We start from the raw sequence: 25,449 nt of genomic DNA, 5'->3' as shown, positions 1-25,449 counted from the left end.
CTCAGAGCATGCGTGCCGTGCCCGAGACGCGAATCGAGCTTCCGGGCACGTCGCTGAACTGGGCGCGAATCCGCGAGCGGCGGCCCATGTCTTCACCCTGCACGATGTCGATGGCGCCGCCGTGGTTCCAGCCGATGGCGCGCAGGTAACCGGCAAAGGCGGCGCTGGCAGCGCCGGTGGCCGGGTCTTCATAAACCCCACCGAACGCGAACGGATTGCGAGTGTGAAACAGGCGAGGGGATTCGGCGAACGCCAGCAGGATCGTTACCAACCCTTCGCGCACCATCAGTTCGCGACCTGTGTTGAAGTCGTAGCGCATGTTCTTCAAGGTTTCCCGACGATTCAACGCCAGCACCAGATGCTGCGCGCCGCCGTTGATTAGCGCCGGTGGGATACGCAGGTCGATGTCTTCGGCCCGCAGGTCGAACAACGTCATTGCCTGACTGAGCAATTCATGGCTGACGGGCTGGCTGTGAGTGGGCGGTGATTGCAGCGTGGCCGACATCAGTGCGCCGTGTCGGTAACCTTCGACGCTGATCTGTGCCTCGTTCAGCACCAGCTTGTAATCGCCCTCGCCATAGCGAGTGGCCAGAGCGGCGCCCAGGGCAATGGTGGCATGACCGCAGAATGGCACTTCTGCCTTGGGGGAGAAATAGCGCACGCGCCAGGCATTGTTTTGCGGGACGGCGAAAGCGGTTTCCGAATAGCCCACGTCAAAGGCCACCGCCTGCATGGTGGCGTCGTCGGGGAAAACCTCGCCGATCCACACGCCTGCAGGATTACCGCCTTGTTGCGCGTCAGAAAAAGCGGCGAGTCTGAGGATGTCCTGAATCATGTTCGCGCAAGCCTGGAGCCAGAGGAAGATGGCTCGATTGTTGTCGAAGCGAGTAACGGATACCAACGAATAATGCTGATGGATGGCATTCGGCATGTTGATGGCTGAATGCAGCTTCAAGATTCAAGCTTGATGCTGCAAAGACGCGCCCATGCAGCTTGCAGCCCAATGCTCGCAACTGCGGCTAAGGGATCATGGCGAAGCCCACCCCAAAGCGGTTCCAGGCATTGATGGTAGCGATGGCCAGGGTGAGGTTGACGACATCGGTTTCACTGTAATGCGCCAGCAGCGCTTCGTATTGATGCTGAGGCGCACGGTGGACCGGCAGCAGCGTCAGGCTTTCTACCCAGGCCAGCACGACCTTTTCCTTGTCGCTGAAAAATTCGGTCTCTTCCCAGACGCTCAAGGTTTGCAAGCGGGCTTCGGTCTCGCCAGCCTTGCGCGCGTCATTGGCGTGCATGTTGATGCAGTAGGCGCAGCCGTTGAGCTGAGAAGCGCGCAGACGAATCAGTTCGAGCAGTGCGTTGTCCAGGCCGGATCTGGCCAGCGCGGTTTCCAGGCCGGCCATGGCTTTGTAGGCTTCTGGCGATATCTGAGCCCAGGCAATTCGCTTGTTCATGTATGCATACTCCGGTGCAGAGGTAGGGGAACTCGTTGGATGTGGCGCTACCTTACGCTTGCCGGTGTGGCGGCCGAATAGCCAATGGTTCGGGAATTTCAGAGACCAATTGCGCCCGTCCCATCCGGCGCATTTCCGGGTGAACACGCTTCATGAACGGCGCCGCCACGCTTTGCGCCTTGCCGCACAGACTCGGCGAACTAGGATTAGCCCCAACAATCACAAGGAGTCATTCATGTTTGCCGGATTCCAGAAAGACCAGCGTCAGGTCAATGGCGTGCAGATCGCCTATCGCATCGGCGGCACCGGGCCTGGGCTGTTGCTGTTGCACGGACACCCCCAGACTCATGTCATCTGGCACAAGATCGCCGAACGCTTGAGCCAGCATTTCACCGTGGTCGCCGCTGATTTGCGCGGTTATGGCGACAGCAGCAAACCGCCGGCCAGCGAGGACCATTCCAGCTATTCCAAGCGCGAGATGGGCCGTGACATGGTGGTGCTGATGCGTGAACTGGGCCTGTCGACGTTTTCGGTGTTGGCTCATGACCGCGGCGCGCGGGTGGCGCATCGACTGGCGCTGGACCATCCCCAGGCCGTGACGCGCATGGCTTTGCTCGATATCGCGCCAACGCTGGCGATGTACAGCCAGACCGACGAAGCCTTTGCGCGCGCGTATTGGCACTGGTTCTTTCTGATTCGCCCGGCACCGTTGCCCGAGACGTTGCTGGAGGCCAATCCAGAGCAATACCTGCGCAGCGTGATGGGCAGCCGCAGCGCCGGTCTGACGCCCTTCACCGAAGCGGCGTTCGCCGAATACCTGCGTTGCGCCAGTTTGCCGGGGGCTGCTCGCGGTGTGTGCGAAGACTATCGCGCCAGCGCCAGCATCGATCTGGAGCACGACCGCGCCGACATCGCTGCGGGCAATCATCTGCAGTTGCCATTGTTGGTGCTGTGGGGAGCGGAGGGCACGGTGGGCAAATGTTTCGACCCGATGAAAGAGTGGCAGCAAGTCGCGACGGACGTTCGCGGTAAAGCGCTGCCGGGCGGACATTATCTGGCGGAGGAAATACCGGAGGAGCTACTGGCGCAGGTGATGCCGTTTCTGATCCAGCATTGACACTGTCGGAGCGCACTTGCCCGCGATAGCGTTATGTCTGTACCCAGTCCGGTGACTGCCACCCCCCCTCGAGGGCAAGCGCGCTCCGACAGAGATGTGTTGGCTGCTGCCTCAACGATTCGCCCGCACGTTCGGCTCGGGCGATACCACAAGCCGCTCCCGCGCCTTGTCATAAGCGATGTTGAACAGCAGCGTGTACGGCAGAAACAACAGCAGCAGACCAATATCCAGCAAGAACGCCTGCCACAAGCTGATCGACAGCCACCACGCCGCCAGGGGCACCACGACGGTGATCAGCCCGGTCTCGAATGCGACCGCATGCAGCGCGCGTACTTTCAGATTCAGGGCAAATCCAAAACGCCCCCGCAGCCGATCGAATCCTGCGTTGAACAGCATGTTCCAGAGCATCGCCACGGTGGAAATCATCACCGTCATCGCGCCCATTTTGCCCAGTGACTGGCCGAGCACCCAGGCCAGAGCCGGTGCAAACAGCGCGACACCGATGAGTTCGAACAGCAGCGCATGAAAGGCGCGCTCCTTGACGGATTTTGCCGGGACAGCCGACTTCGCGGCTTTGCGAGTATTGCGGGACATGACTGTGTTCACTTTGTTCAGGGCAGGCGTGCATTGTCGTGGTCCGATGGACTAAAGTGAAAATCGTTTCCATCGGAAAAACCGATGGGTGGAAGAGCGTATCTGTCATGAGTTATTCCCCCGAAGCCCTCGAAGCCTTTGCCCAGACCGTTGCCCTGGGCTCATTCAGCGCCGCTGGCCGACGCTTGGGTAAAAGCCAGTCGACCATCAGCGAAGCGATCTCGCGGCTGGAAATCGATCTGGGTGTCGAGCTGTTCGACCGATCTTCCAAACACCCGGCGATGACCGAGGCCGGCAGAGCGCTGCATGTGCGAATCGAAGAGGTGCTGGCGGCGTCGGACAAACTGCGGCGCGCCGCAGGACGTCTGGCCGAGGGCATGGAACCGCGCCTGACACTGGTGCTCTCGGACGCCAATCAGTTCGCTGAATTCGAAATGCGCATGGCCGAGCTCGACCAGCGTTTTCCGGAGCTTGAACTCGAATGCGTCTTCGCCGAACACGGCGATGCCATCAACCTGATCCAGAGTGGCCGGGCGTCGCTGGGGCTGTTGTCAGCGCAGGCCAGTTATCCGCCGGAGGTGGGTCACGCGACCATCGCCGAGCGCGCCGACTTTGGTCTGTTCGTCTCGCACCTGCATCCCCTTGCGGCCGAAAGCGAGGTCGATTACCGCAAGCTGGCGCAGCACCGCGCACTGCGCCTGAACACCATCGTTGACGAAAGCATCCCCACCGACGACCTGCCCGACGGCGCCCGGCGCAACTGGTCAGCACCCAATTACCTGCTGTTGATGGACATGGCGATCTTCGGCTTTGGATGGTCGGCGTTGCCGCGCTGGCTGGTGCGAGGCTATGCCCAAGGACGCTTGAAGGAACTACAGGTGCCTGGCTGGCCGCGCAGTTCGGCGGTCGATGTGATCTGGTCGCGACAAAAAAGCCTCGGGCCTGCGGGGGCATGGCTGCTGGATACCTTGCTCGAAGGGCAGGGGGATTATTGAGGCGATGCTCATGCGAAGATCATGGGTCCGCCTGTTGAACTGGCGCGGCGCAAAGAGCCGCTGAAGTCCCGATCCTGAGCGCGCAATGCCTTGCGTCGATGCCGATTCAGGCCGAATCACCCCCTACCGCAAACGATTGCGACCACCGGTTGTCTGAATGGCTCCGCAGCTTGACCCCTCTAAATCCCGGCTCTCAACGGGTCAGGCAGTGATGTGTGGCCCTTTTTTCTGCGCGCGATGCGGTCGCCCCATAAAATAGAGGTTGAATAGTCACAACAAATGTTATTTAAATAACAAAAATAATGCCGCCCAGTGCCTGCTGTGGTGTAGATAAGGTAACGACACACATGAACAAGATCGCGGTCATCGGCAGCAATATGGTGGATTTGATCACCTACATCGACCGAATGCCGGCCCAGGGGGAAACCCTTGAAGCGCCGGATTTCGCCATGGGCTGCGGCGGTAAGGGTGCTAATCAGGCCATCGCGGCGGCCAAGCTCGGCGCGGATGTACTGATGCTGAGCAAGGTCGGTGACGACATGTTTGCCGACAACACCCTGGCCAATTTCAAACGTTACGGCATCGATGCTCAATTCGTGCAGCGCGTGCCTGGCGTGTCCAGCGGCGTGGCGCCAATCTTCGTGCAGAGCGATTCGCACAACAGCATTCTCATCGTCAAGGGCGCCAACGCTCACCTCAAACCAGCCGACATCGACGCCGCCCAGGCCGCCTTGCGCGACTGCAAGCTGATCGTCCTGCAGCTGGAAATCGAGCTGCAAACCGTTTACTACGCAATCGATTTCGCCAAGTCCAACGGCATTCCGGTGCTGCTCAATCCGGCGCCGGCCGTCAAAGGACTGAGCCGCGAGCACTTGTTACAGCTGGACTTCTTCATCCCCAACGAGACCGAGCTGGCGCTGATCACCGGGCTTGTCGTCGACTCGCTGGATTCGGCGCGCGCCGCTGCTTTGCAATTGGTGCAGGACGGCATTCGCCACGTCATCGTGACCCTGGGTGAAAAGGGCGCGCTGTACGTCGGTGAAGAAGGCGAGTTCCGGGTCGAGGGCATCAAGGTCAATGCCCGCGACACCACGGGGGCGGGCGATGCTTTCATCGGCTGTTTCGCTCATCACTGGAGTCAGGACGGCGACATGCGCCGGGCCATGACCCAGGCCGTCGCCTATTCCGCCTGCTCGGTCACCGGGCTCGGTACCCAGAGTTCCTATCCGGACGCTGCCACGTTCGGGCAATTCCTCGACACGCTTTAAGCCAATCAAGCGCCGCGCCTTTCCCGGTCGCAAGGCTGGCAAGGCGGGGTATTCTCACAGATTCATGGAGAACAACAATGACAAAGCCCGCGCTCCAACAATCCCCGGACGGGTTCTACCTGAACCGTACGCCGTGGTTCGCCTTCCTGCTGTTGTGCTGCTGCTTCGCGTTGTGGGCGGCGGCGAGCATGAACGACGTGCTCATCGCACATTTCAAGAAAGCCTTCCTGCTCAGCGATTTCCAGACGGCCTTCGTGCAGTCGGCGTTTTACCTGGGTTACTTCTTCGTGGCGATTCCGGCGGCCCTGGTGGTCAGACGTTTCAGCTACAAAACCACCATCCTGATCGGTCTGTTGCTGTACATGGGGGGCTGTTCGCTGTTTTTCCCGGCCGCATCGATGGCCAAATACGGCATGTTCCTGATGGCGTTGTTCGTTATCGCAGCTGGCCTGTCATTCCTGGAAACCGCCTGCAACACCTACTCGACGCTGATGGGCCCCCGTGAAACCGGCACTCGTCGCCTGAACATCTCGCAGACTTTCCACCCGTTCGGCGCCATGGCCGGGGTGTACGTCGGCAGCTTCGTGATGTTCAAGGACACCGACGCCACTCGCGAACAGCTGACTCAGATGAGTGCCTCCGACGCCGCCATCCAGCAACTGCAAATGATCCAATCGACCCTGCTGCCGTACAAGTGGATGATCGCGGTGCTGATCCTGATGTTCGTGCTGATTGCCTTCACCAGGTTCCCTGCGTGCAAAGGCAACATCCAGAACAACGTCAAAAAGAGCAGCATCGGTCAGAGCCTTTCCCGTCTGTGGCGCAACCCGCGCTTTACCTTTGGCGTGCTGGCGCAATTCCTGTATGTCGGCGCGCAAGTCGGCGTGTGGAGTTTCACCATTCGCCTGGCCATGCAAATGGGCGGGATGAACGAACGCAGCGCGTCGTGGTTCCTGCTGACTACGTTCGCCGCTTATTTCGTCGGCAAAATGGTCGCCAACCTGCTGATGCGCAAACTGCACCCGGCCAAGGTCCTGGCGATCTACGGTGTGCTGACCATCGTGCTGCTGGCCTACACGATTCTGGTGCCGAACATCAGCGCGGTGTATGCGGCGGTGGGCGTGAGTATTTTCCTGGGGCCGTGCTGGCCAACCATTTATGGCCTGACCATCGACGGTTTGGGCGAAGACACCGGCGTTGGCGGCTCGCTGCTGGTGATGAGCATCGTCGGTGGCGGCGTGATGCCGATCTTCCAGGGCCTGCTGTCCGACGCCACCAACGGCAATATGCAGATCGCCTACGTCGTGCCGCTGCTGTGCTTCGTGGTCATCGTGGCTTATGCGATTAAATGCATGCGTGATCCGCGCAGCGAAACGGCGCCGGTGGGCGCGGTGACTGCATCATGACCACGACGATTGCGTTGTTTGCGGAACTGTTCACTGGCGATGAGAAGACCCTGCTGGAGTCGGCTGACTTTCGCGTGCTGGCCTGGACTTATCCCAGTGGCGTAAAAGCGCTGGCGCTGGAGAACAATCGTGGCCGGGTCGTGGTACTGCCGTATCAGGGACAGATGGTCTGGTCGGCAGTGTTCGATGGTTGCGACTTGACCATGCGCAACATGTTCGAACAGCCGCGCCCGAGCCCGACGGTGATTGGCACCTACGGCTGCTTCATGTTTCACAGCGGCATCTTGCGCAACGGCTGCCCGACGCCTGAGGACGATCACCCTCTGCACGGCGAGATGCCTTGCGCGCCGATGGACAGCGCCTGGCTGGAAGTCGGCGAGGACGGCTCCGGCGCATTTGTGCGGGTGGGCGGCGAGTACGAATACGTCATGGGCTTTGGCGATCATTACCGCGCCGGGCCCAGCGTGACCTTGCGTGCAGGCTCGGCGCTGTTCGACATCGGCATGGACGTGCGCAATCTGGCCGGCAAGCCGATGGAGCTGATGTACATGGCGCACATGAACTATGCCTACATCGCGGATGGGCAATTTGTCGAACCGCTGGGGATCGAGGTAACGCGGGTGCGCAGCAGCGTTCCGGCCCATGTGAAGCCGACGCCTGCGTGGTCTGCGTATATCACCGAGTTGACCGAAGATCCGTCGCGCTTGCAGACCTTGAATGCCCCCGAGCTGTATGACCCTGAAATCGTCTGCTTCTTCGACGGCGTGAAGGCCGATGCCAACGGTGATGCGCATTTCCTGCTCAAGCACACCGACGGACCGGCGTTCTACACCCGCTACAAGCCCGCGCAGTTCGACCACGCTGCGCGCTGGATTCTGCACAACGCCGATCAGCAGGTGGCCGCGTTCGTACTGCCGGCGACCTGCGAGCCTGAAGGCTATCTGGCGGAAAAGGCGAAAGGTAATGTGCGGGTGCTGGATGCAGGGGAGCGTGCTGCGTTCAGTGTGACGACGGGGTATCTGGCGGCTGAAGAAGTGCGGCAGATAGAAGGGGATTTGAAGCGCTTATGACCTGATTGTCCGGATGCGGCCCGGAACACGCCCAAACCCAGACGCGCCAGTCCGCCCGAGATGTTCCCTGCGCCGCATATCTTTGAAGGAGCCGGCAAGCCGACTCCTCCAGATTTCGGCATCGCCACATGATCTGCGGTCAGGCGCAAAATTACTGTGGGAGTGAGCTTGCTCACGAATGCGCGGGTACTGGCGACGCAGATCCAGGGTCCGATCACATCACCAACTGCGCCCCATACCCCTGAATCAAATCACGATATGGCTTGGGCAGTTTCTTATCGGTAACCACCACATGGAACTGCTCCAGCGTCGCGAAGTGCGCGGTGCGCACCGCGTCGAATTTTGAATGGTCGGCCAGCAACATACAGTGTCGCGCCTGGCGCAGGACCTTCTGCTTGACCTCGACCTCATTGAAGTTGAAGCAGGTCACGCCGAATTCATCGCTGACACCGGCCGCGGACACGAACGCCCAGGTCAGGCGGATGCCATCGAGAATGCTGGATTCGCTGTGATGCTCGAAGACCTGGTTCTTGCGATGGAAACTGCCGCCGCACAGGACGATGTGGCAGTTGGGCTTGTGTTGCAGCTTGAGCAAGACGTTGAGGGAGTTGCACACGGCGGTGAACTCGAGTTCCTCGGGAATGAAATCGATGACGAAAGGGAGGGTGGTGCCGCAATCGAAGAACACCGTGTCCCCCGGCTTTATGAACGCCGCGGCCAGTTTGCCGATACGGCGTTTCTCTTCGACGTGACGGGTGCCTTGCTCGCTGACCTTGTAATCGCTGGCCTCGGACGGATCGAACGCCAGGGTGATGTGCCCGCCGAGCAAGTGAAACTTCTCCGGATGCCGACCCAGGTCACGACGCAGGGTCATCTCCGAGACATCCAATAGCGCTGCCATTTCCCGCAGATGGATGGCTTTCTGATCCTGGAGGGCTTGCTGAATCAATTTGATGCGATCGGATTTTTTACTGTCCACAGGCATTCCGGCTGTCGATTGAATATGGTAAAAAAATAACATTTTCTGTTATATATACAACATAAAGTACTACGTACAGGCTCGCAGCATAAAGCTTGTCGCCTGGCAACGCTCTCTATTGACCTGTTCTCCAATGAAAAGAAGGCCCCCGATGAAGATCGAACCCGCAGCACTCGCGCAGTATATCGACCACACCCTGCTGGCCGCCGATGCCTCCCGCGAGCAGATCGCGACCCTGTGCCGCGAAGCCCGGGAGCATGGATTCTATTCGGTGTGCGTGAACTCCGGCCAGGTGCCGTATGCGGCGTCTCTGCTGGCAGGTGGAACGGTGAAAGTCTGCGCGGTGGTCGGGTTTCCACTGGGCGCCGGTCTGAGCGATACCAAGGCTTTTGAGGCGAAGCAGGCGATTGCTGCAGGTGCGGGCGAGATCGACATGGTGCTCAACATCGGCGCGCTTAAGGACGGCCTGCTGGATGTCGTGCGTGACGACATCGCGGCGGTCAAGCAGGCCTGTGGCGCAGTGCCGCTGAAAGTGATCCTGGAAACCTGCCTGCTGGATGACGCGCAGAAGACCACTGCCTGTGAGATCTGCCGGGAGCTGAATGTAGCTTTCGTGAAAACCTCCACCGGCTTCAGCCGCAGCGGCGCCACCCTTGAAGACGTCGCGCTGATGCGTAAGGTGGTCGGCGCGGGTCTCGGCGTCAAGGCCTCGGGCGGCGTGCGCGACTATGCCACCGCCGTGGCCATGATCGAAGCCGGCGCCACACGGCTGGGCACCAGTTCCGGCATTGCCATCGTCAGCGGCACTCCGGTGTCGGGTTCCGGTTACTGAGTCTCTGGAGCGAACACTAAACCTGTGGGAGCGAGCTGGCTCGCGAAGGCGGGGGTCAGCTATGAACAGGTTGACCGACACAATCTTCGTGAGCACGCTCGCTCTCACAGTGATCTGTGACGCATGCAGCCTTTGCGAGGCTAACCCTTCCGGCAGACGGCACTGACCTCCCTGCACGATGAATGGCAAACTGCCGGTGTATTCACCTTCACACCGGACAGACCCCATGCCGCAACTCTCCCTGCCGCATTTCAAGGCACGCTGGTTTTTCTGGCTGTGCATGCTGTTGATCGTCGTCGGCCTGCCGGTCGGTTGCGCGGCGTTGCAACACAAGGAGCGCGAGTTGGTGTTCATGATCGAACCCGGCACCGCCAGCTGGTATCACGGCATCCCGGCCGATGTGCAGAACCTGGAACTCAAGGCGCCGTCGTTTGGCGTGGCGCAGAACATCCACGCCTGGTGGTGGCTGGCCGACAAGAAAGACGCGCCCGCGATCCTGTATCTGCACGGCTCACGCTGGAACCTCACAGGTCAGTTCTTTCGCATCGAACAGCTGCATGCGCTGGGCTTTTCGGTGTTGGCGATCGACTATCGCGGCTTCGGTGAAAGCAAGGGGCAGCTGCCGTCCGAAGCCTCTGTTTACGAGGACGCACGCATCGCCTGGGAACGCTTGAAACAGCTGCAGCCTGATCCGCAGAAGCGTTTGATCTACGGGCACTCGCTTGGCGGCGCCGTGGCGGTGGACCTGGCCGCAGAGTTGGGACGCGATGCGCAGAAGGGCGATGAGCCGATTCAGGCGCGGGGGCTGATCATTGAGTCGACCTTTACCAACCTCGCCGACGTCGCTTCATCGGTCGCCAGCACCCGCACCTCGCTGCCGGTGCGTTGGCTGGTGTCGCAGAAATTCAATTCCATCGACAAGATCGCCGACGTTCACATGCCGTTGCTGATCGTGCACGGCACCGCCGACCCGTTCGTCTCGCCGCATTTCAGTGAAGAATTGTTCCAGGCCGCGCAGGAGCCGAAAAACCTGTTGATGGTGCCCGGTGGCAATCACAACAACAGCATGAACCTGGGACGCCAGGCATATGGCCAGGCGATTCAAACGCTGCTCAATGAGAAGGCACCGGCGGTGCATGCGATAAACGAGGCGCCAGCGGGTGCCAAGCAGTCCGGCTAGCGACACAGGCCCCGGTCACGCCTTTCACTGCGCCGGATGATGCTCGGCCGAAAACGGTTTGTTGCGCACCACCACCTTGCCCGGCTGGCTGTCCGGTACCACGAAGCCCTTCAACGCTTCGAGCAGTTTGACCGGGTCCTCCATGGGCAAGTCGGCGAGCTGATGCGGAGTCAGGTTCCACCACTGGCTTGCCAGCAGGCCCTCGATGGTCTGCGGGTCAAAGCGATAGCGCTGTACCTTGGCGGGCGAGCCGACCACGATCGCGTAGGGCGGCACATCCTTGGCGATCAACGACTGCGCACCCATTACCGCCCCGGTGCCGATGGTGATGCCTTCCAGAATCAATACATCCATGCCAATCCACACATCGTGACCGATCACGGTTTGCTTGACCTCTGCATGCGTATGCGCAACCCCCGGACCGATGCGCGAACCCTTATAAGAAAAGTCAACGATATTTGCATATCTGCAGAGGCGGCGACATCGGCGGCAGGTTGCGAGGACAGCGAGCATTCCCAACTGCCGCGCCAAGTGGTATCAGTGTCGCCCTGTGTCACTTCGATCATGAGCCCGCGCGATGGACAAATACTCAAATGGCGAAGCCCATCTCGCCCACTCCGAGCGAGACTGGGTGGTGCGCGCCAAACCCTTGCCGCGGATGGAGCGCATCGAGGCATATTTCCATGGTCATGGTTTCGAAATGCATCGTCACGACACCTACGCCATTGGCCACACCCTGTCCGGCGTGCAGAGCTTTCATTACGACAAGCAGATGGTCAACAACCTGCCGGGTCAGACCATGGTCCTGCACCCCGATGAGCCCCATGATGGCCATGCCGGCACCGACGATGGCTTCCGCTACCGGATGTTCTATCTGGAACCGGCGCTGATCCAGCAGGTGCTCGGCGGCAAGCCGTTGCCCTTCATCAAGGGCGGCGTATCCAGCGACCCGCGTTTGTTCAAGGCGACTCAGGTGCTGCTGCAGGACCTACAGACTTCACTCGACCCTCTGGAACTGGACGATGCCGTGTTCGATATCGCCGTTGCCCTGCAGGACGCCGCGGGCGCGCGCAGAGGGCGGCAATCGGTGGACTATGCTTCGGCCGAACGGGCCCGCGAACTGCTCATGGCCAGTCTGGAACAGGGCGTCAGCCTTGAAGAGCTGGAACAGGCCAGCGACACCGACCGCTGGCGCCTGTCCCGGGACTTCCGCGCATTGTTCGGCACTAGCCCCCATCGATACCTAACGCTGAGACGCATGGATCTGGTGCGCCATTCCATTTCCCTCGGCGTGTCGCTCAGCGATGCGTCGGTGATGGCGGGTTTCTCCGACCAGAGCCACATGACGCGACATTTCGTGAAGACCTTCGGCTACCCGCCGGGGCGGTGGCTGAGGATGTTGAGTGCGCGTGGGGATTGAATTTCCTGGCGGTCATGTGTCGGCTGATCCATCGTTTTCGCTGCCGTCGTAACCTGCGACGTCTCTCACACAGGCTGTGTGAAAACCTCGGCAATTCAGTGACTGGTTAAAAAACGAACTGTAAATTGCGCCGCTACGTCACACCGGCCAATCTTTTTCAGAATTTACGCAGGAACGCGCAGTTCAATCTTTCGTCGGGGTTTTCCCACAGCCCGCACAGGGACAGTGAACAGCTTCATTCGCTGCGGCGCACTTCAGAAAAAGGGATGCCGCAGATTCCTGGCTTGCCTCGAACCCTGGGGGAGACGTCGCAGGTTACGACGGCAGCGAACGCGGTCGGTCCGGCGCTCATTGGGTACTGGCACACCGCGTTCCCTGGCAAGCGCGCTGGTACAGTGACTCGAGTGATGCTGCAATAACGTACAAGACCGACACGATGCCATCGCCGTAGATTGGACACTTCTCGAACGCTACGGAGCCAACCGAATGTCTGCCCCTCAAACCACCCCAACCCCCGTCAACTTCGCCTACAAATACAGCCTGTTCACCGAACAATGGCAACCCAAGGTCGTCGCACAGATGAACGACTACCAATTCAAGCTGGCGCGGCTGGAAGGCGATTTTCTCTGGCACACCCACGCCGACACCGACGAAACCTTCATCGTCATCGAAGGCTGCCTACGCATTGATTTTCGTGACGGGTTCGTCGAGCTGAACGCAGGCGAATTATACGTCGTGCCCAAGGGGGTAGAGCACAAGCCGTATGCCGGGAGGGAGGTGAAGCTGATGCTAATCGAGCCAGTCGGGGTGACCAATACGGGCGACGATACCAATGAGCGTACTGCGCAGAATGATGTGTGGATTTGAATCGTGAACTTTAAATGCTGATAGATTGTTTGGAAATTGATGCGCTATTAGATCGCGATAAAGGGCGGTGAAGCTGTCGATAATTGTCTTTGACGTCATAGAGATAACGCTTGGGCAAGTGCATATCCAATGTCTGCTGCTGTTCGTTGACACGGCGGCATAGCTGCTACGCTATTCAGTAGCGGATGATGGCTTCGGTTATTCGGTTGTCATGGCTGTTTTCGCCAGCGCGCACAGATCACTATTGAGGGAGTCAAGTCATGCCGATAAAAAAAGCAGCTACATTGTTAGACATATACGATGGGGATGACCTGGTTAAGAAGAACGTACCTGTGAAAGAGGGTCAATGGAGCGTTCCATTGGAAAGTCTGGTGCCTGGCCTACATGGTTTTACGGCTAGAGCGGGTGAGATTGACTCGGAGCAATGGGATGTTGGAATTTATCCAACTCTGGAGTTGACCGATTTTCAGGATCGCACATGGGGCGGGTGGAAACTGACGTCTCCCTCTGAGTGGTATCGCATTGGTGCTTCGGGAGAGAATGTGTACGGTTCTATAGCAATTCCTGTGAAATATGTGCAGAAGTCGTACCTTGAGAAAACACTTGTTGGGCTGGTAGAAGGGCAATGGTATAGCTTTAAAGTTAACGTTCACTACGTTTACGCCGGCCATAGTCTTAGAGTTCATCTGCAGGCGAATACTACTCTGTTCGCCGATAATGCTCTTTCGAATCAATGGAAGGTAATTGAAGGGGTGTTCAGGGCAACTCAGGCCGAATACCGTTTCGTAATAATTTTCAGCATCACAGTGAGTACTCCCCCTCTGGTGTCGGTTGTAAATGTAAATATAGATGATATTCAAATCGCCGTAGCTCTTCCCCCCGAAGACGCCTAATTGTTACCTTCCCAATCACGCCCATCTGTCATTACGCTAGGCGGGGAGATCAAGGGCCAGAGTGCTCGTTTGCGCATCATTCAAGACGCGCCTGGTTCAATGGCCACCAGCTTTCATCACCGCGCTCAGACGTACGCATATCCACCAGAGGGTTTTGCGATTGCCTTTACGTGATAAAAAACTAAACAGGAAACAGCTTTAACCTAGATTCAGGTAACGGGTGCCTCTGAACGTCAACAACGTGTGGCGGCTGGCGATGAGCACCGGCCCATTCAATGGGCAGCAGGCAGTGAATTGGATTCGTAGTATGGGCGGTGGCTACGATAATTTGGATGATATAAGCGCAAAATGGCGAGCATGGAAATCATGTATGAATGGCATCCCTTTCGCCCACGAACGCAAAGTGACGCTCTGCCATGGACTCCCGTTTCCCATAGGTCAGGTTCATTACTGGCTGCTTCAGGGGGGCCGATTTTTATCACTTCTACCATTGGCAGCAGCGATGGACTTATGGCGCAACGCCAATAATGACACTATTCAAGGTGCATGGAGCTTTGCCAGAACGTGAGGGTTTAGCTGACTTGATACGTTGCATTCAAATCGGGGGAGCAGAGTTGTGGTGATCTGTTCAGTGCCGAAGATTAGGGTATCGTCCGCTCTTCTGTAATACACGTTCGAAAATAAAATGGACGTCATGGTTCTTCTAAGAAATAGGGTGGTTCGAAGTACTTTAGTTCAGCGCGTTTGAAGCCCCACCATGACTTGCCCCATCACTCCCCAGCGGCATCAACACCGCAATCAACGCCCTGACCACCCCCGGCAGGGCGTCCAGTTCCCTCACCAGAATGCTTCTCTCCCGCACCGCCCAAGGCTCGTCCAGTTCGATGGTCACCAGTTTCATCGTGTGGCTATGACGCAAGGCGGCGGACTCGGGGATGATGCCGATGCCGACACCCGCTTCGACCATCCGGCAGATCGCCTCGAAGCTCGACACTTGAATCCGCAACGACAAATTCCGGCCCAGCCTCTCCACGTGATCGCGCAGGAAACTCAGCAGCGTGCTGCCTTCGTGCAGGCCGATGTGCTGATAAGCCAGGGTCTGTTTCAGCGTGACCTTCTTCTGCGCCGCAAGCTCATGGCCTTCGGGCACTGTGAGCACCAGGCGGTCAGTGCTGAAGTGGATGACCTGCAAACCCGCGGCTTCGACGGGACCGGCGATGATGCCCATGTCGGAGCTGCCGTCGAGCACGCCGCGCACGATGTCCCGGGATAACCGCTCTTGCAGGTCAACCGTTACGCCGGGCCGTTCGGCCAGAAAGCCGGCCAGCACTTCGGGCAGGAATTCGGTCACCGCCGTGGTGTTGGCGAAGATGCGGATGTGGCCCGCCGAATCGGTGCCGTAGCTGGTGAATTCAGCTTTCAGGTAATCGACCTGACTCATGATCAGCCGCGCGTGCTTGAGCAAGCGTTGGCCGGCGGGCGTGAGTTCGACGCCTCGGCTGTCGCGGTACAGCAGGCGCGTGTCGAGCTGACTTTCCAGGGCTTTGATCCGTGCACTGGCGGCAGCGGGGGAGAGAAAGGCGCGGCGGGCACCCTGGGTCAGGCTGGGGGATTCGCCGATGTGAATAAAGAGGCGCAAGTCAGCCAGGTCGAAGTGCATGGTTGTATCCGGACGTTGCGCAGGGCGTTCAGCATACATTAACGCCGGTATATGCAAATGCAAATTCACAGAATGCCGCCGTGCTCCCATGATCTGCTCATAACAACAAATGCAGAGGGTTCTCGCTTATGAGTGCTTCAGATTCGCCAGTGGATTTCAGTGCCTGGATCGGACGAACCGAAGAGGCCCGGGATCACTTGAGCCATAACCTGATCAAGCGCATTGCCGCCACGTTCGGCGAACCCGTGCCCGCTGCTGGCGACGCACTGCCGCCGCTGTGGCAGTGGTGTTTCTTCCAGGACCCGGTGTTCGAAGCCCAGCTCGGCACTGACGGTCATCCAGCCCGCGGGGGCTTTCTGCCACCTGCCGACAATCGCAATCGCATGTGGGCCGGTGGTCGCGTCGAGTTCATCCAGCCGCTGAAAGTCGGCGCCGATGCCCATCGCCTGTCGACCATTCTGAACATCGAAGAGAAGCACGGCCGCACCGGTTCGCTGCTGTTCGTCACCCTGCGCCATGACTACTCGCAGAACGGCGAACTGTGCATTCGTGAAGAGCAGGACATCGTCTACCGCGAGCCTAATCCGCCGAAGCTGAACAGCGGCGAAGCGCCGGAGCAGGGCGACTGGAGCGAGACTATCGAGCCGACGCCGACCCTGTTGTTCCGCTACTCGGCAGTGACCTTCAACGGCCATCGCATCCACTATGACTACCCCTACGTCACTGAAGTGGAAGGCTATCCGGGCCTGGTGGTGCACGGCCCGATGATCGCCACCTTCAACCTGCGTGCGTTCATCCGCGCCAATCCAGATAAACGCGTACGCCGCTTCGCCTACCGCGGCGTGCGTCCGCTGAACGTGCCGACGCCTTTTCGGGTGGGTGGCCGCATTCTCGAGGTGGGCAAGGCGCAATTGTGGGCTGGCAATGAGGCCGGTGTCGCGCAGAGCGCTGAAATCAGTTTCGACTGAGCCAGCTTCGACCGAATCCTTCTTTTATATAGCCAGGCCCGCACTTCCCACGGGCCGTTGCTAAACGCGAGCAAATACGATGAGTCCATACGACAACGAAGACCTCAATGCCATCCGCGAAGGCGTGCGCGCCCTGTGTGCGGAATTCCCGGCTGAATACTGGCGCAAGATCGACGAAGAGAAAGGTTTTCCGGAAGCGTTCGTCAAGGCGCTGACCGATGCCGGCTGGCTGTCGGCGATGATCCCCATCGAATACGGCGGCTCGGGACTGGGCCTTGCCGAAGCCTCGGTGATTCTCGAAGAAGTGAACGCCTGCGGCGGCAACTCCGGCACTGTGCACGGCCAGATGTACAACATGTTCACCCTGCTGCGTCACGGCAGCGAAGCGCAGAAAAGCTATTACTTGCCCAAACTTGCCAGCGGCGAGCTGCGCCTGCAATCGATGGGCGTCACCGAGCCGACCACCGGCACCGACACCACCAAGATCAAGACCACTGCCGTCAAACAGGGCGACAAGTACGTGATCAACGGGCAAAAGGTCTGGATTTCCAGGGTCCAGCATTCGGACCTGATGATCCTGCTGGCGCGCACCACACCGTTGGCCGAGGTGAAAAAGAAATCCGAAGGCATGTCGATTTTCCTTGTCGACCTGCGTGAAGCCATCGGCAAGGGCCTGACCGTTCAACCAATCGCCAACATGGTCAATCACGAGACCAACGAGCTGTTCTTCGACAACCTCGAACTGCCTGCCGATAGCCTGATCGGTGAAGAGGGCAAAGGCTTCAAATACATCCTCGACGGCCTGAATGCCGAGCGCACCCTGATCGCTGCCGAATGCATCGGCGATGGCCGCTGGTTCAACGAGAAGTCCGCCGCCTATGCCCGCGACCGCGTGGTGTTCGGGCGCCCGATCGGGCAGAACCAGGGCGTGCAGTTCCCGATCGCCGAGGCGTATATCGAAATCGAAGCAGCGGACCTGATGCGCTGGCGCGCTTGTGAGGAATACGACAGCGGCAAGAACGCCGGAGCCAGCGCCAACATGGCCAAGTACCTGGCCGCCAAGGCCTCGTGGGAAGCGGCCAACGCCTGTTTGCAGACTCACGGCGGTTTCGGTTTCGCTTGCGAATACGACGTCGAGCGCAAATTCCGCGAGACCCGTCTGTACCAGGTCGCGCCGATTTCCACCAACCTGATTCTTTCCTACGTCGCCGAGCACCTGCTCGAACTGCCACGCAGCTTCTGAGGACACCGACATGAGTCATACCCAGGCACTGGCGGGCTTCCTCGCCGAGCTGAAATACGAGCAGATTCCAGGCCATGTGCTGGACCGTACCGAAGACCTGTTCCTGGACTGGATCGGCTCGGCGCTTGCGAGCAAAGGCGCGCGGCCGATTCCGATCTTCGAGCGCTACGCCGAGCGCATGGGCCCGGCCAGCGGCAAGTCGAAAATCCTGGTCAACGGCCGTGAAACCTCGGCGTACTTTGCCGCGCTGGTCAATGGCGCCGCGTCGCATCTGGTCGAGCAGGACGATCTGCACAACAGCTCGGTGCTGCACCCGGCCACCGTGGTGTTTTCCGCTGTACTGGCCGCCGCGCAGGATCTGGGCAAGTCCGGTCAGGACCTGTTGCTGGCGTCAGTTGCCGGTTATGAGGCCGGGATTCGCATCGGCGAGTTCATGGGCCGCTCGCACTACCGCATCTTCCACACCACGGCCACGGTTGGCACCTTGGCTGCCGCAGTGGCGGTCGGCAAACTGCTGAACTTCAATCAGGAACAGTTCATCAACCTGCTGGGCACTGCCGGGACTCAGGCTGCAGGCCTTTGGGAGTTCTTGCGCGACGCGGCCGATTCGAAACAGCTGCACACCGCCAAGGCCGCAGCCGATGGTTTGCTCGCTGCGTACTTGACTGAAGACGGTCTGACCGGTGCGCGTAACATTCTCGAAGGCGATCAAGGCATGGCGGCGGGTATGTCCACCGACAGTGATCCGAGCAAATTGTCCGACCGTCTGGGTTCGCGCTGGGCCCTGGTGGAAACCTCGTTCAAGTTCCACGCCTCCTGCCGCCACACCCATCCGGCGGCCGATGCGCTGTTGCATCTGATGCAGCGCGAAGGCTTGCGCCACGACCAGATCGCCAAGGTCGTCACCCGCGTGCATCAGGGCGCGATCGATGTCCTTGGTCGAGTCGATGTGCCGCAAACCGTGCACCAGGCGAAGTTCTCCATGGGTGCGGTGCTTGGTCTGATCGCCGTGCATGGCAGCGCACAGCTGATCGAATTCCGCGATCTGGCGCTGACCGATGCCGATGTTGCGGCCTTCCGCGAGAAAGTGACGATGGAGCTGGACCCCGAAGTCGATGGCGCTTATCCGGCGCGCTGGCTGGGCCGCGTGATCGTGACCACCACCGATGGCCGCACGCTGACCGCTGCCATCGACGACCCGAAAGGCGATCCGGGTAACACCCTGTCGCGGCCTGAACTGGAAGACAAGGTGCAGCGTCTGCTGGCGTTCTCCGGCGCCCGCACGGTCGAGCAGGGCAAGGCGCTGATCGACCGTGTCTGGCATCTGCGTGATGCGCTGCATTTGGCGGATTTGATTTAACTGCGAATGCGTTCGTCTTTAGGAGTGCGCTTGCCTGCGATAGCGTTGTGTCAGTCACTGTAGCTGGCACAGGTAAACCGCAATCGTGGGCAAGTGCGCTCCTACAAGGAATGTAGGAGAGGCTACTAACATGACTCAACAATCCCCACGTCCTTTGGACGGCATCACCGTGATCAGCCTGGAGCACGCCATTGCGGCGCCGTTCTGTACCCGTCAGTTGGCTGATCTCGGTGCTCGCGTGATCAAGGTCGAGCGACCTGGCGTCGGCGACTTTGCCCGCGGCTACGATCAGCGCGTCGACGGTCTGGCATCGCATTTCGTCTGGACCAACCGCTCCAAGGAAAGCCTGACCCTGGACCTGAAGCAGGACGAGGCGGGCGACATTCTCGAATCGCTGCTGGGCCAGGCCGACGTGCTGGTGCAGAACCTGGCGCCGGGCGCCGCATCGCGCATGGGCCTGTCGTTCGAGGCGCTGCATGAGCGCTTTCCCCGACTGATCGTCTGTGACATTTCCGGTTACGGCGAAGGCGGCCCTTATGAAAAGAAGAAAGCCTATGACCTGCTGATCCAGAGCGAGGGCGGCTTTCTCTCGGTGACCGGCGGTCCAGGCGAAAATGAAATGGCCAAGGCCGGTTGCTCCATCGCTGATATCGCCGCGGGCATGTATGCCTACACCGGCATCCTTTCGGCCCTGATGCTGCGAGACAAGACGGGCGAGGGCAGCCGCATCGACGTCAGCATGCTGGAAAGCCTGGTGGAGTGGATGGGTTACCCGATGTACTACGCCTACAAGGGTGCGCCACAGCCGCCACGGGCCGGGGCTTCACACTCGACGATCTATCCATACGGGCCGTTTCCCACGGGAGACGGCGGCACCATCATGCTCGGTCTGCAGAACGAGCGGGAATGGGCGTTGTTCTGCGAGAAGGTGTTGCTGGACAAGGCCCTGGCGACCGACGAGCGTTTCTCGGCGAACTTCAAGCGCTCGGAGAATCGTGAAGTGCTGCGCCAGATCATCGTCGATGGCTTCGCGGTGCTGAGCCTGGACGACGTGGTGGCGCGGCTTGAAGAGGCGCAGATCGCCAACGCGCGGGTCAACGACATGCATGGCGTCTGGGAACACCCGCAACTCAAGGCCCGCGACAGTTGGCGCGAAGTCGACAGCCCGTCCGGCCCGTTGCCATCGCTGCTGCCGCCGGGCCGCAATGCCGCCTTCACCCCGCGCATGGATGGCGTGCCGGGGCTGGGGCAGCACACCGAAAGCATTCTGGCGGAGCTGGGATTTTCAGCCGACGAACAAGCGCGGATGGCCAAGGCCGGGGTGGTTTAGAGGGCTGACGGCATGCCCTGTGGGAGCGAGCTTGCTCGCGAAGGGGCCGGTGTACATGACACCTCTGCGTCGGGTTCACCCCAGCCTTCGCGAGCAAGCTCGCTCCCACAGGGTCTCCATTCGTCGTCGGATCTCATTCTCTAGGAGTGCTTCAAACATGCCTCAAACCATCGTCCGCTCCGCGCTGTTCGTACCCGGCAGCCGACCGGAGCGTTTTGCCAAGGCGCTGGCCGCTGGCGCTGATGCGGTGATCGTCGATTTCGAAGATGCCGTGGAGGAACCGCTCAAGCGTCAGGCTCGGGACAATCTCGCGGCGTTCTTGCAGGACAATCCCCAGGCCGCTGTCCGGGTGCGGGTCAATGCGCCTGATCATGCCGAGCACGCCGCGGACCTGGCCTTTTGCAAACAGCACGCCGGGGTCGTCGGGGTTCTGTTGCCCAAGGTCGAAAGCGCTGCCCAGGTGGCTGCCGTCCGGGAAACCGGCAAGCCCGTCCTCCCCATCATCGAGAGCGCCAAGGGCTTGCTGGCGCTGGAGCAGATTGCCCATGCGCCGGGGGTCGAGCGCCTGTCATTCGGCGGGCTGGACCTGGCGCTGGATCTGAATCTGAACAACGGCACCCCGGCGGCGCAGTTGTTTCTCGACCAGGCGCGCATGTCAGTGCAGCTGCATTCCAGAGGCGCTGACTTGCTGCCGCCGCTGGATGGCGTGCACCCCGCGATCGGCGACCCGGAAGGCCTGCACCGCGCGACCCGGCATGCCTACGACATGGGCTACGGTGGCGCGCTGTGCATTCATCCCAGGCAGGTACCGGTGATTCATGCCGCGCTAATGCCCGGTGCCGACGACTTGAGTTGGGCAAAACGGGTGGTGGACGCCAGCACTGCGGCAAACGGCGCCGGAGCGTTCCAGCTCGATGGACAGATGGTCGATGCCCCGGTTTTGCTTCGGGCTCAGCGGCTACTGGCGCTGGCGGCGGGGTGAATGCGATATCACCGCCGTTGCGGACTCCGCAGGTGTCGGCGTCTCTACAGTAATTGCGGCGAACCAGGAAAGCGGAGCCGCTACAGAGGCTGTAAGAGCTTCTGCCGCTGCGTGACAGTGGTGAACTCGGTGGGTCAGGTGCCGGTATTCACGGATTCCCCGCGTTCGCTGCCGTGGCAGGCGCCTGCGTCCCGACAGATATCACGCTGTTGCAGAAATCTACGGCGAGCCTTGTCCTGGAAAGGCTGAGCCTGGCACTGCGCCGGGAATAGTGGCACTTTTTCACCAGCCTGCTAACTTCCTTGCTGCGTCCTGTCTAGCGCGCGGCTGGCGGGATATCGACGGATATGACTCGGCGTTCGGCTGCACCGAACGCTGGCTTACATAAAAGCTGATTCTCTAAACACATCCCGTTGGGCATCGTTAGATGGCACAACCGCTCAAGATCCACCCATTGCTCCTATAAAAAAACAAGCTCCTACAAAAATAAAAAGGTGATATCGATGTTGAAGCTGACCAAGGCGCTTTTCTGCGCCGCTGCAGTGTCCGTGGCTGGCATGGCCTGCGCTGATCCTATCGTCATCAAGTTTGCCCACGTGGTTGCGGAAAACACGCCAAAGGGCCAGGGCGCCTTGATGTTCCAGAAACTGGTTGCCGCCGATCCGGCCCTCAAAGACAAGGTCAAGGTCGAGGTCTATCCGAACTCCTCGCTGTTCGGCGACGGCAAGGAGATGGAAGCCTTGTTGCTCGGTGACGTACAGATGCTTGCGCCGTCCCTGGCCAAGTTTGAGCAATACACCAAAAAAACCCAGATCTTCGACCTGCCATTCCTGTTCAACGACCTGGCGGCGGTCGATCGCTTCCAGCAAGGTCCGCAAGGCAAAGCGCTGCTGACCTCGATGGACGACAAGGGCATTCACGGCCTGGCCTACTGGCACAACGGCCTGAAGCAGTTGTCGGCGAACAAGAAGATGGTCGAGCCCAAGGACGCTCGCGGCCTTAAATTCCGCGTACAGGCCTCCAGCGTGCTGGAAGCGCAGTTCGTGGCGCTGCATGCCAACCCGCGCAAGATGAGCTTCGCCGAGGTCTATCAGGGCCTGCAGACCGGCACCGTCAACGGTACCGAGAACACCTGGTCGAACTACGAAAGCCAGAAGGTCAACGAAGTCCAGCCGTTCTTCACCGAATCCAACCATGGCCTTATCGACTACATGGTGATCACCAACTCCAAGTTCTGGAACGGCCTGCCGGCTGGCGTGCGCGACGAGTTGCAGAAGATCATGGATCAGGTGACGGTCGAGGTGAACAAACAGGCCGAAGCCCTGAACCAGACCGCCAAGCAGAAGATCATCGACTCCAAAACCAGTGAGATCGTGACCCTGACGCCTGAGCAACGCGCCAAATGGCGTGAAGTCATGAAGCCGGTCTGGGACAAGTTCTCCGACGAGATCGGTGCCGACCTGATCAAGGCTGCGGACGACTCGAACAACGCCCCTTGATTGCTACAACGGCGGCTTGATCGATACAGGCAGTGATGTCTGCGTGGCCACCCGCTTTTCTTTGGAGGGGGGGGTGGCCGCTCTCTCTATGTTCGGAGAATTCTTATGCAATCGCTGACGCGACTCTGGGAGCACCTGGAGGAGGGCATGATCGCCTTCCTGCTGGCTGCCATGACGCTGGTGACATTTGTCTACGTAGCGCTCAATAACATCTACACCCTGTTTTATTCGCTGAGCGACAAATGGACGTTCACCAGCGAGTTCTTTTCGTTCCTGGGCGACCACACGATGGAGTACGCCCAGAACATGACCTGGAGCGTGGCCCTGACCAAAGCGTTGTTCGGCTGGCTGATTTTCTTCGGTGTGTCCTACGGCGTGCGAACGGCCGGTCATCTGGGGGTCGACGCGCTGGTGAAGATGACCAGCAAACCGATACAGCGTCTGCTGGCCCTGCTCGCGTGCCTGTGCTGCATGGCCTACGCCGGCCTGTTTCTGGTGGCCAGCTACAAATGGGTCAGCGCCCTGTTCGTCGCCGGTATCGGCGCCGAGGATCTGGACCGCTATGGTGTGAAAGTCGCCTATATCGCCATCATCGTGCCGATTGGTTTCACCCTGGTGCTGCTGCGCTATCTGGAAATTCTCTACCGCATCTACACCCACCGTCAGCTCGGTCTGGGCCTGGCCGATGAGGCGGCGGAAGCGAGCAAACTGGCCCAACCTGATGAGGAGCAACACTGATGACGGTCATCTGTCTGTTCCTGTTGCTGTTCGTCTTCATGTTCCTGGGCGTGCCTATTGCGATTTCGCTGGGCCTGTCCGGCGCGGTGTCGATTCTGCTGTTCAGCCAGGACTCTCTCAGTTCGTTGGCGATCAAGCTGTTCGAAACCTCCGACAGCTATACCTTTCTGGCGATCCCGTTCTTCCTGCTCTCCGGCGCGTTCATGACCACCGGCGGCGTGGCGCAGCGGCTGATCGACTTCGCCAATGCCTGTGTCGGTCATATTCGTGGCGGCCTGGCGATCGCGGCGGTGCTGGCCTGCATGCTGTTCGCGGCGCTGTCAGGCTCCTCGCCTGCGACCGTGGCCGCCGTGGGTTCGATTGCCGTGGCCGGGATGGTGCGTTCCGGCTATCCGAAGGAGTTCGGCGCGGGGATCATCTGTAATGCCGGTACGCTGGGGATTCTGATTCCGCCGTCGATCGTGATGGTGGTGTACTCGGCCGCGACCGAAACCTCGGTGGGCAAGCTGTTCATCGCCGGTATCGTGCCAGGCATCCTGTTGGGCGTGGCCTTGATGGTGGCGATCTACATCGTCGCGCGGATCAAGAAACTGCCTGCCCAGCCTCGGGTCACCTTCCGCCAATGGCTGCACACGGCGCGTCGGGCCTTCTGGGGCCTGCTGTTGCTGGTAATCATCCTCGGCGGCATCTACAGCGGCATGTTCACTCCGACCGAAGCGGCGGCGGTAGCGGCGGTGTATTCGGCGTTCGTGGCGCTGTTCATCTACAAAGACATGCGCTTTCGCGACTGCCCAAAGGTGCTGCTGGAGTCCGGTCGCCTGGCGATCATGCTGATGTTCATCATCTCCAACGCGATCCTGTTCGCCCACGTGTTGACCACCGAACAGATCCCGCAGGAAATCACCAACTGGGTGATCTCCGAAGGGCTGACGCCGATCGGCTTCCTGATCATGGTCAACATCGTGCTACTGGTGGCGGGCAGCTTCATGGAGCCGTCGGCGATCACCCTGATCCTGGCGCCGATCTTTTTCCCGATTGCCATGAAGCTGGGCATCGACCCGATTCACCTGGGCATCGTGATGGTGGTGAACATGGAAATCGGCCTGGTGCACCCGCCGGTGGGGTTGAACCTGTTCGTGACCTCGGCGGTGACTGGCCTGACCCTGGGGCAAACCATCCGTGCAGCCTTGCCGTGGCTGTCCATCCTGTTGTTGTTCCTGATTCTGGTGACCTACGTGCCATTCATATCGCTAGCCCTACCGAACTGGCTGGGCATGCCATAAGGCCTTTGGTCCTGTAACCGAACTGTGAGCGCAGTGCCTTGGCCCTCGTCGACGATAAGTCTTCGGGGGTCTTTTTATGCGTGAGTGGTGGTCGGCCTTAAAGGCCTCGGGGCAACACCTGTGGGAGTGAGCTTGCTCACGAAGGCTGACCTCCAGGCGCTGAATCAAGTACGAACGTACTGGGCTCTTCGTGAGCAAGCTCACTCCCACAAGGCTGTGCTTGCGCAGTGTCATGTCTAGTCCTGAAATAGGTTTACACCTGTTTTACCCTCAAAACGCCCGATGCACCGCATCGGGCGTTTTGTATTTCA

23 protein-coding genes and 1 pseudogene are annotated in these 25,449 nt (G+C 59.8%); 18 read left to right on the top strand and 6 right to left on the bottom strand.

The features are described 5' to 3' along the window. Window position 1 precedes the first annotated feature (1 nt). Both CE491_RS07310 and CE491_RS07305 read right to left on the bottom strand, forming a co-directional pair. Window positions 2–835: a PhzF family phenazine biosynthesis protein gene (locus tag CE491_RS07310; protein ID WP_110947723.1), complete on the bottom strand. Its 834-nt coding sequence runs from the start codon at window positions 833–835 to the stop codon at window positions 2–4. Between the two features lie 184 nt (window positions 836–1,019). Further along, window positions 1,020–1,454, bottom strand: a complete 435-nt coding sequence (locus tag CE491_RS07305; protein ID WP_110947684.1) for a carboxymuconolactone decarboxylase family protein — start codon at window positions 1,452–1,454, stop codon at window positions 1,020–1,022. A gap of 235 nt (window positions 1,455–1,689) precedes the next feature. On the opposite strand from CE491_RS07305, the gene CE491_RS07300 reads away from it, so the two are divergent. Continuing rightward, window positions 1,690–2,571 carry an alpha/beta fold hydrolase gene (locus CE491_RS07300; RefSeq protein WP_110947683.1) on the top strand — a complete coding sequence of 294 codons (882 nt, stop codon included), beginning with the start codon at window positions 1,690–1,692 and terminating at the stop codon, window positions 2,569–2,571. A 111-nt stretch (window positions 2,572–2,682) separates the two neighbouring features. Here CE491_RS07300 and CE491_RS07295 read toward each other — a convergent pair whose 3' ends face one another. Next, a complete protein-coding gene (locus CE491_RS07295; protein ID WP_110947682.1) occupies window positions 2,683–3,165 on the bottom strand; it encodes a multidrug/biocide efflux PACE transporter in 483 nt (160 codons plus the stop codon). 107 nt (window positions 3,166–3,272) lie between these two features. On the opposite strand from CE491_RS07295, the gene CE491_RS07290 reads away from it, so the two are divergent. The 4 genes from CE491_RS07290 to CE491_RS07275 all read left to right on the top strand — a co-directional run bounded on the left by CE491_RS07290 (window position 3,273) and on the right by CE491_RS07275 (window position 7,904). After that, window positions 3,273–4,160 carry a LysR family transcriptional regulator gene (locus CE491_RS07290; protein WP_110947681.1) on the top strand — a complete coding sequence of 296 codons (888 nt, stop codon included), beginning with the start codon at window positions 3,273–3,275 and terminating at the stop codon, window positions 4,158–4,160. A gap of 347 nt (window positions 4,161–4,507) precedes the next feature. Beyond that, window positions 4,508–5,428, top strand: coding sequence for a ribokinase (gene rbsK, locus CE491_RS07285; RefSeq protein ID WP_110947680.1), 921 nt, complete (start codon window positions 4,508–4,510; stop codon window positions 5,426–5,428). A 77-nt stretch (window positions 5,429–5,505) separates the two neighbouring features. Next, window positions 5,506–6,834, top strand: coding sequence for an L-fucose:H+ symporter permease (gene fucP, locus CE491_RS07280; protein WP_110947679.1), 1,329 nt, complete (start codon window positions 5,506–5,508; stop codon window positions 6,832–6,834). After that, the gene (locus tag CE491_RS07275) at window positions 6,831–7,904 is read left to right on the top strand and encodes an aldose 1-epimerase family protein (protein WP_110947678.1); all 1,074 of its coding nucleotides are present in this window, start codon (window positions 6,831–6,833) and stop codon (window positions 7,902–7,904) included. The genes fucP and CE491_RS07275 overlap by 4 nt, the downstream gene beginning before the upstream one ends. Before the next feature lie 214 nt (window positions 7,905–8,118). Here CE491_RS07275 and deoR read toward each other — a convergent pair whose 3' ends face one another. Continuing rightward, entirely contained in the window at window positions 8,119–8,889 is a 771-nt protein-coding gene (gene deoR / locus CE491_RS07270) for a DNA-binding transcriptional repressor DeoR (RefSeq protein WP_199885022.1), read from the bottom strand. Window positions 8,890–9,034: 145 nt separating this feature from the next. Between deoR and deoC the strand changes: the two genes are divergently transcribed. Both deoC and CE491_RS07260 read left to right on the top strand, forming a co-directional pair. Further along, window positions 9,035–9,715 (top strand): deoxyribose-phosphate aldolase, encoded by a 681-nt coding sequence (gene deoC, locus CE491_RS07265; protein WP_110947676.1) that lies wholly within the window; start codon window positions 9,035–9,037, stop codon window positions 9,713–9,715. Between the two features lie 226 nt (window positions 9,716–9,941). Beyond that, the gene (locus CE491_RS07260; protein ID WP_234407537.1) at window positions 9,942–10,895 is read left to right on the top strand and encodes an alpha/beta hydrolase; all 954 of its coding nucleotides are present in this window, start codon (window positions 9,942–9,944) and stop codon (window positions 10,893–10,895) included. A gap of 24 nt (window positions 10,896–10,919) precedes the next feature. Here CE491_RS07260 and CE491_RS07255 read toward each other — a convergent pair. Continuing rightward, window positions 10,920–11,279, bottom strand: a pseudogene (locus CE491_RS07255) (CatB-related O-acetyltransferase); the annotation flags it as partial. Between the two features lie 193 nt (window positions 11,280–11,472). On the opposite strand from CE491_RS07255, the gene CE491_RS07250 reads away from it, so the two are divergent. The 3 genes from CE491_RS07250 to CE491_RS07240 all read left to right on the top strand — a co-directional run bounded on the left by CE491_RS07250 (window position 11,473) and on the right by CE491_RS07240 (window position 14,075). Further along, complete coding sequence (locus CE491_RS07250; RefSeq protein ID WP_110947674.1) at window positions 11,473–12,315, top strand: AraC family transcriptional regulator; 843 nt, start codon at window positions 11,473–11,475, stop codon at window positions 12,313–12,315. Between the two features lie 486 nt (window positions 12,316–12,801). Further along, the gene (locus CE491_RS07245; RefSeq protein ID WP_110947673.1) at window positions 12,802–13,182 is read left to right on the top strand and encodes a cupin domain-containing protein; all 381 of its coding nucleotides are present in this window, start codon (window positions 12,802–12,804) and stop codon (window positions 13,180–13,182) included. 260 nt (window positions 13,183–13,442) lie between these two features. Further along, window positions 13,443–14,075, top strand: coding sequence for a hypothetical protein (locus CE491_RS07240; RefSeq protein WP_110947672.1), 633 nt, complete (start codon window positions 13,443–13,445; stop codon window positions 14,073–14,075). A gap of 730 nt (window positions 14,076–14,805) precedes the next feature. On the opposite strand, the gene CE491_RS07235 is transcribed toward CE491_RS07240, so the two are convergent. Next, window positions 14,806–15,735, bottom strand: a complete 930-nt coding sequence (locus tag CE491_RS07235) for a LysR family transcriptional regulator (protein ID WP_110947671.1) — start codon at window positions 15,733–15,735, stop codon at window positions 14,806–14,808. 128 nt (window positions 15,736–15,863) lie between these two features. Between CE491_RS07235 and CE491_RS07230 the strand changes: the two genes are divergently transcribed. From CE491_RS07230 to dctM, 8 genes are all read left to right on the top strand, one after another. Continuing rightward, complete coding sequence (locus tag CE491_RS07230; RefSeq protein WP_110947670.1) at window positions 15,864–16,703, top strand: FAS1-like dehydratase domain-containing protein; 840 nt, start codon at window positions 15,864–15,866, stop codon at window positions 16,701–16,703. Window positions 16,704–16,782: 79 nt separating this feature from the next. After that, complete coding sequence (locus CE491_RS07225; protein ID WP_110947669.1) at window positions 16,783–17,946, top strand: acyl-CoA dehydrogenase family protein; 1,164 nt, start codon at window positions 16,783–16,785, stop codon at window positions 17,944–17,946. A gap of 10 nt (window positions 17,947–17,956) precedes the next feature. After that, window positions 17,957–19,306: an MmgE/PrpD family protein gene (locus CE491_RS07220; RefSeq protein WP_110947668.1), complete on the top strand. Its 1,350-nt coding sequence runs from the start codon at window positions 17,957–17,959 to the stop codon at window positions 19,304–19,306. 130 nt (window positions 19,307–19,436) lie between these two features. Next, the gene (locus tag CE491_RS07215; protein ID WP_110947667.1) at window positions 19,437–20,636 is read left to right on the top strand and encodes a CaiB/BaiF CoA transferase family protein; all 1,200 of its coding nucleotides are present in this window, start codon (window positions 19,437–19,439) and stop codon (window positions 20,634–20,636) included. Between the two features lie 157 nt (window positions 20,637–20,793). After that, window positions 20,794–21,618, top strand: a complete 825-nt coding sequence (locus CE491_RS07210; protein WP_110947666.1) for an HpcH/HpaI aldolase/citrate lyase family protein — start codon at window positions 20,794–20,796, stop codon at window positions 21,616–21,618. A 503-nt stretch (window positions 21,619–22,121) separates the two neighbouring features. Continuing rightward, on the top strand, window positions 22,122–23,117 hold the full coding sequence (locus CE491_RS07205; protein WP_110947665.1) for a TRAP transporter substrate-binding protein: 996 nt from the start codon (window positions 22,122–22,124) through the stop codon (window positions 23,115–23,117). A gap of 105 nt (window positions 23,118–23,222) precedes the next feature. Further along, window positions 23,223–23,855, top strand: a complete 633-nt coding sequence (locus CE491_RS07200; RefSeq protein WP_110947664.1) for a TRAP transporter small permease — start codon at window positions 23,223–23,225, stop codon at window positions 23,853–23,855. Next, a complete protein-coding gene (gene dctM / locus CE491_RS07195) occupies window positions 23,855–25,138 on the top strand; it encodes a C4-dicarboxylate TRAP transporter large permease protein DctM (protein WP_110947663.1) in 1,284 nt (427 codons plus the stop codon). Before CE491_RS07200 ends, dctM begins: the two co-directional genes overlap by 1 nt. The last annotated feature ends 311 nt before the right edge of the window (window positions 25,139–25,449 follow it).

The sequence above is a fragment of the Pseudomonas bohemica genome (assembly GCF_002934685.1).
GTDB lineage: Bacteria > Pseudomonadota > Gammaproteobacteria > Pseudomonadales > Pseudomonadaceae > Aquipseudomonas > Aquipseudomonas bohemica.
The sequence above is the reverse complement of the archived record's forward strand: the minus strand, read 5'-3'. Positions and strand labels throughout refer to the sequence as shown.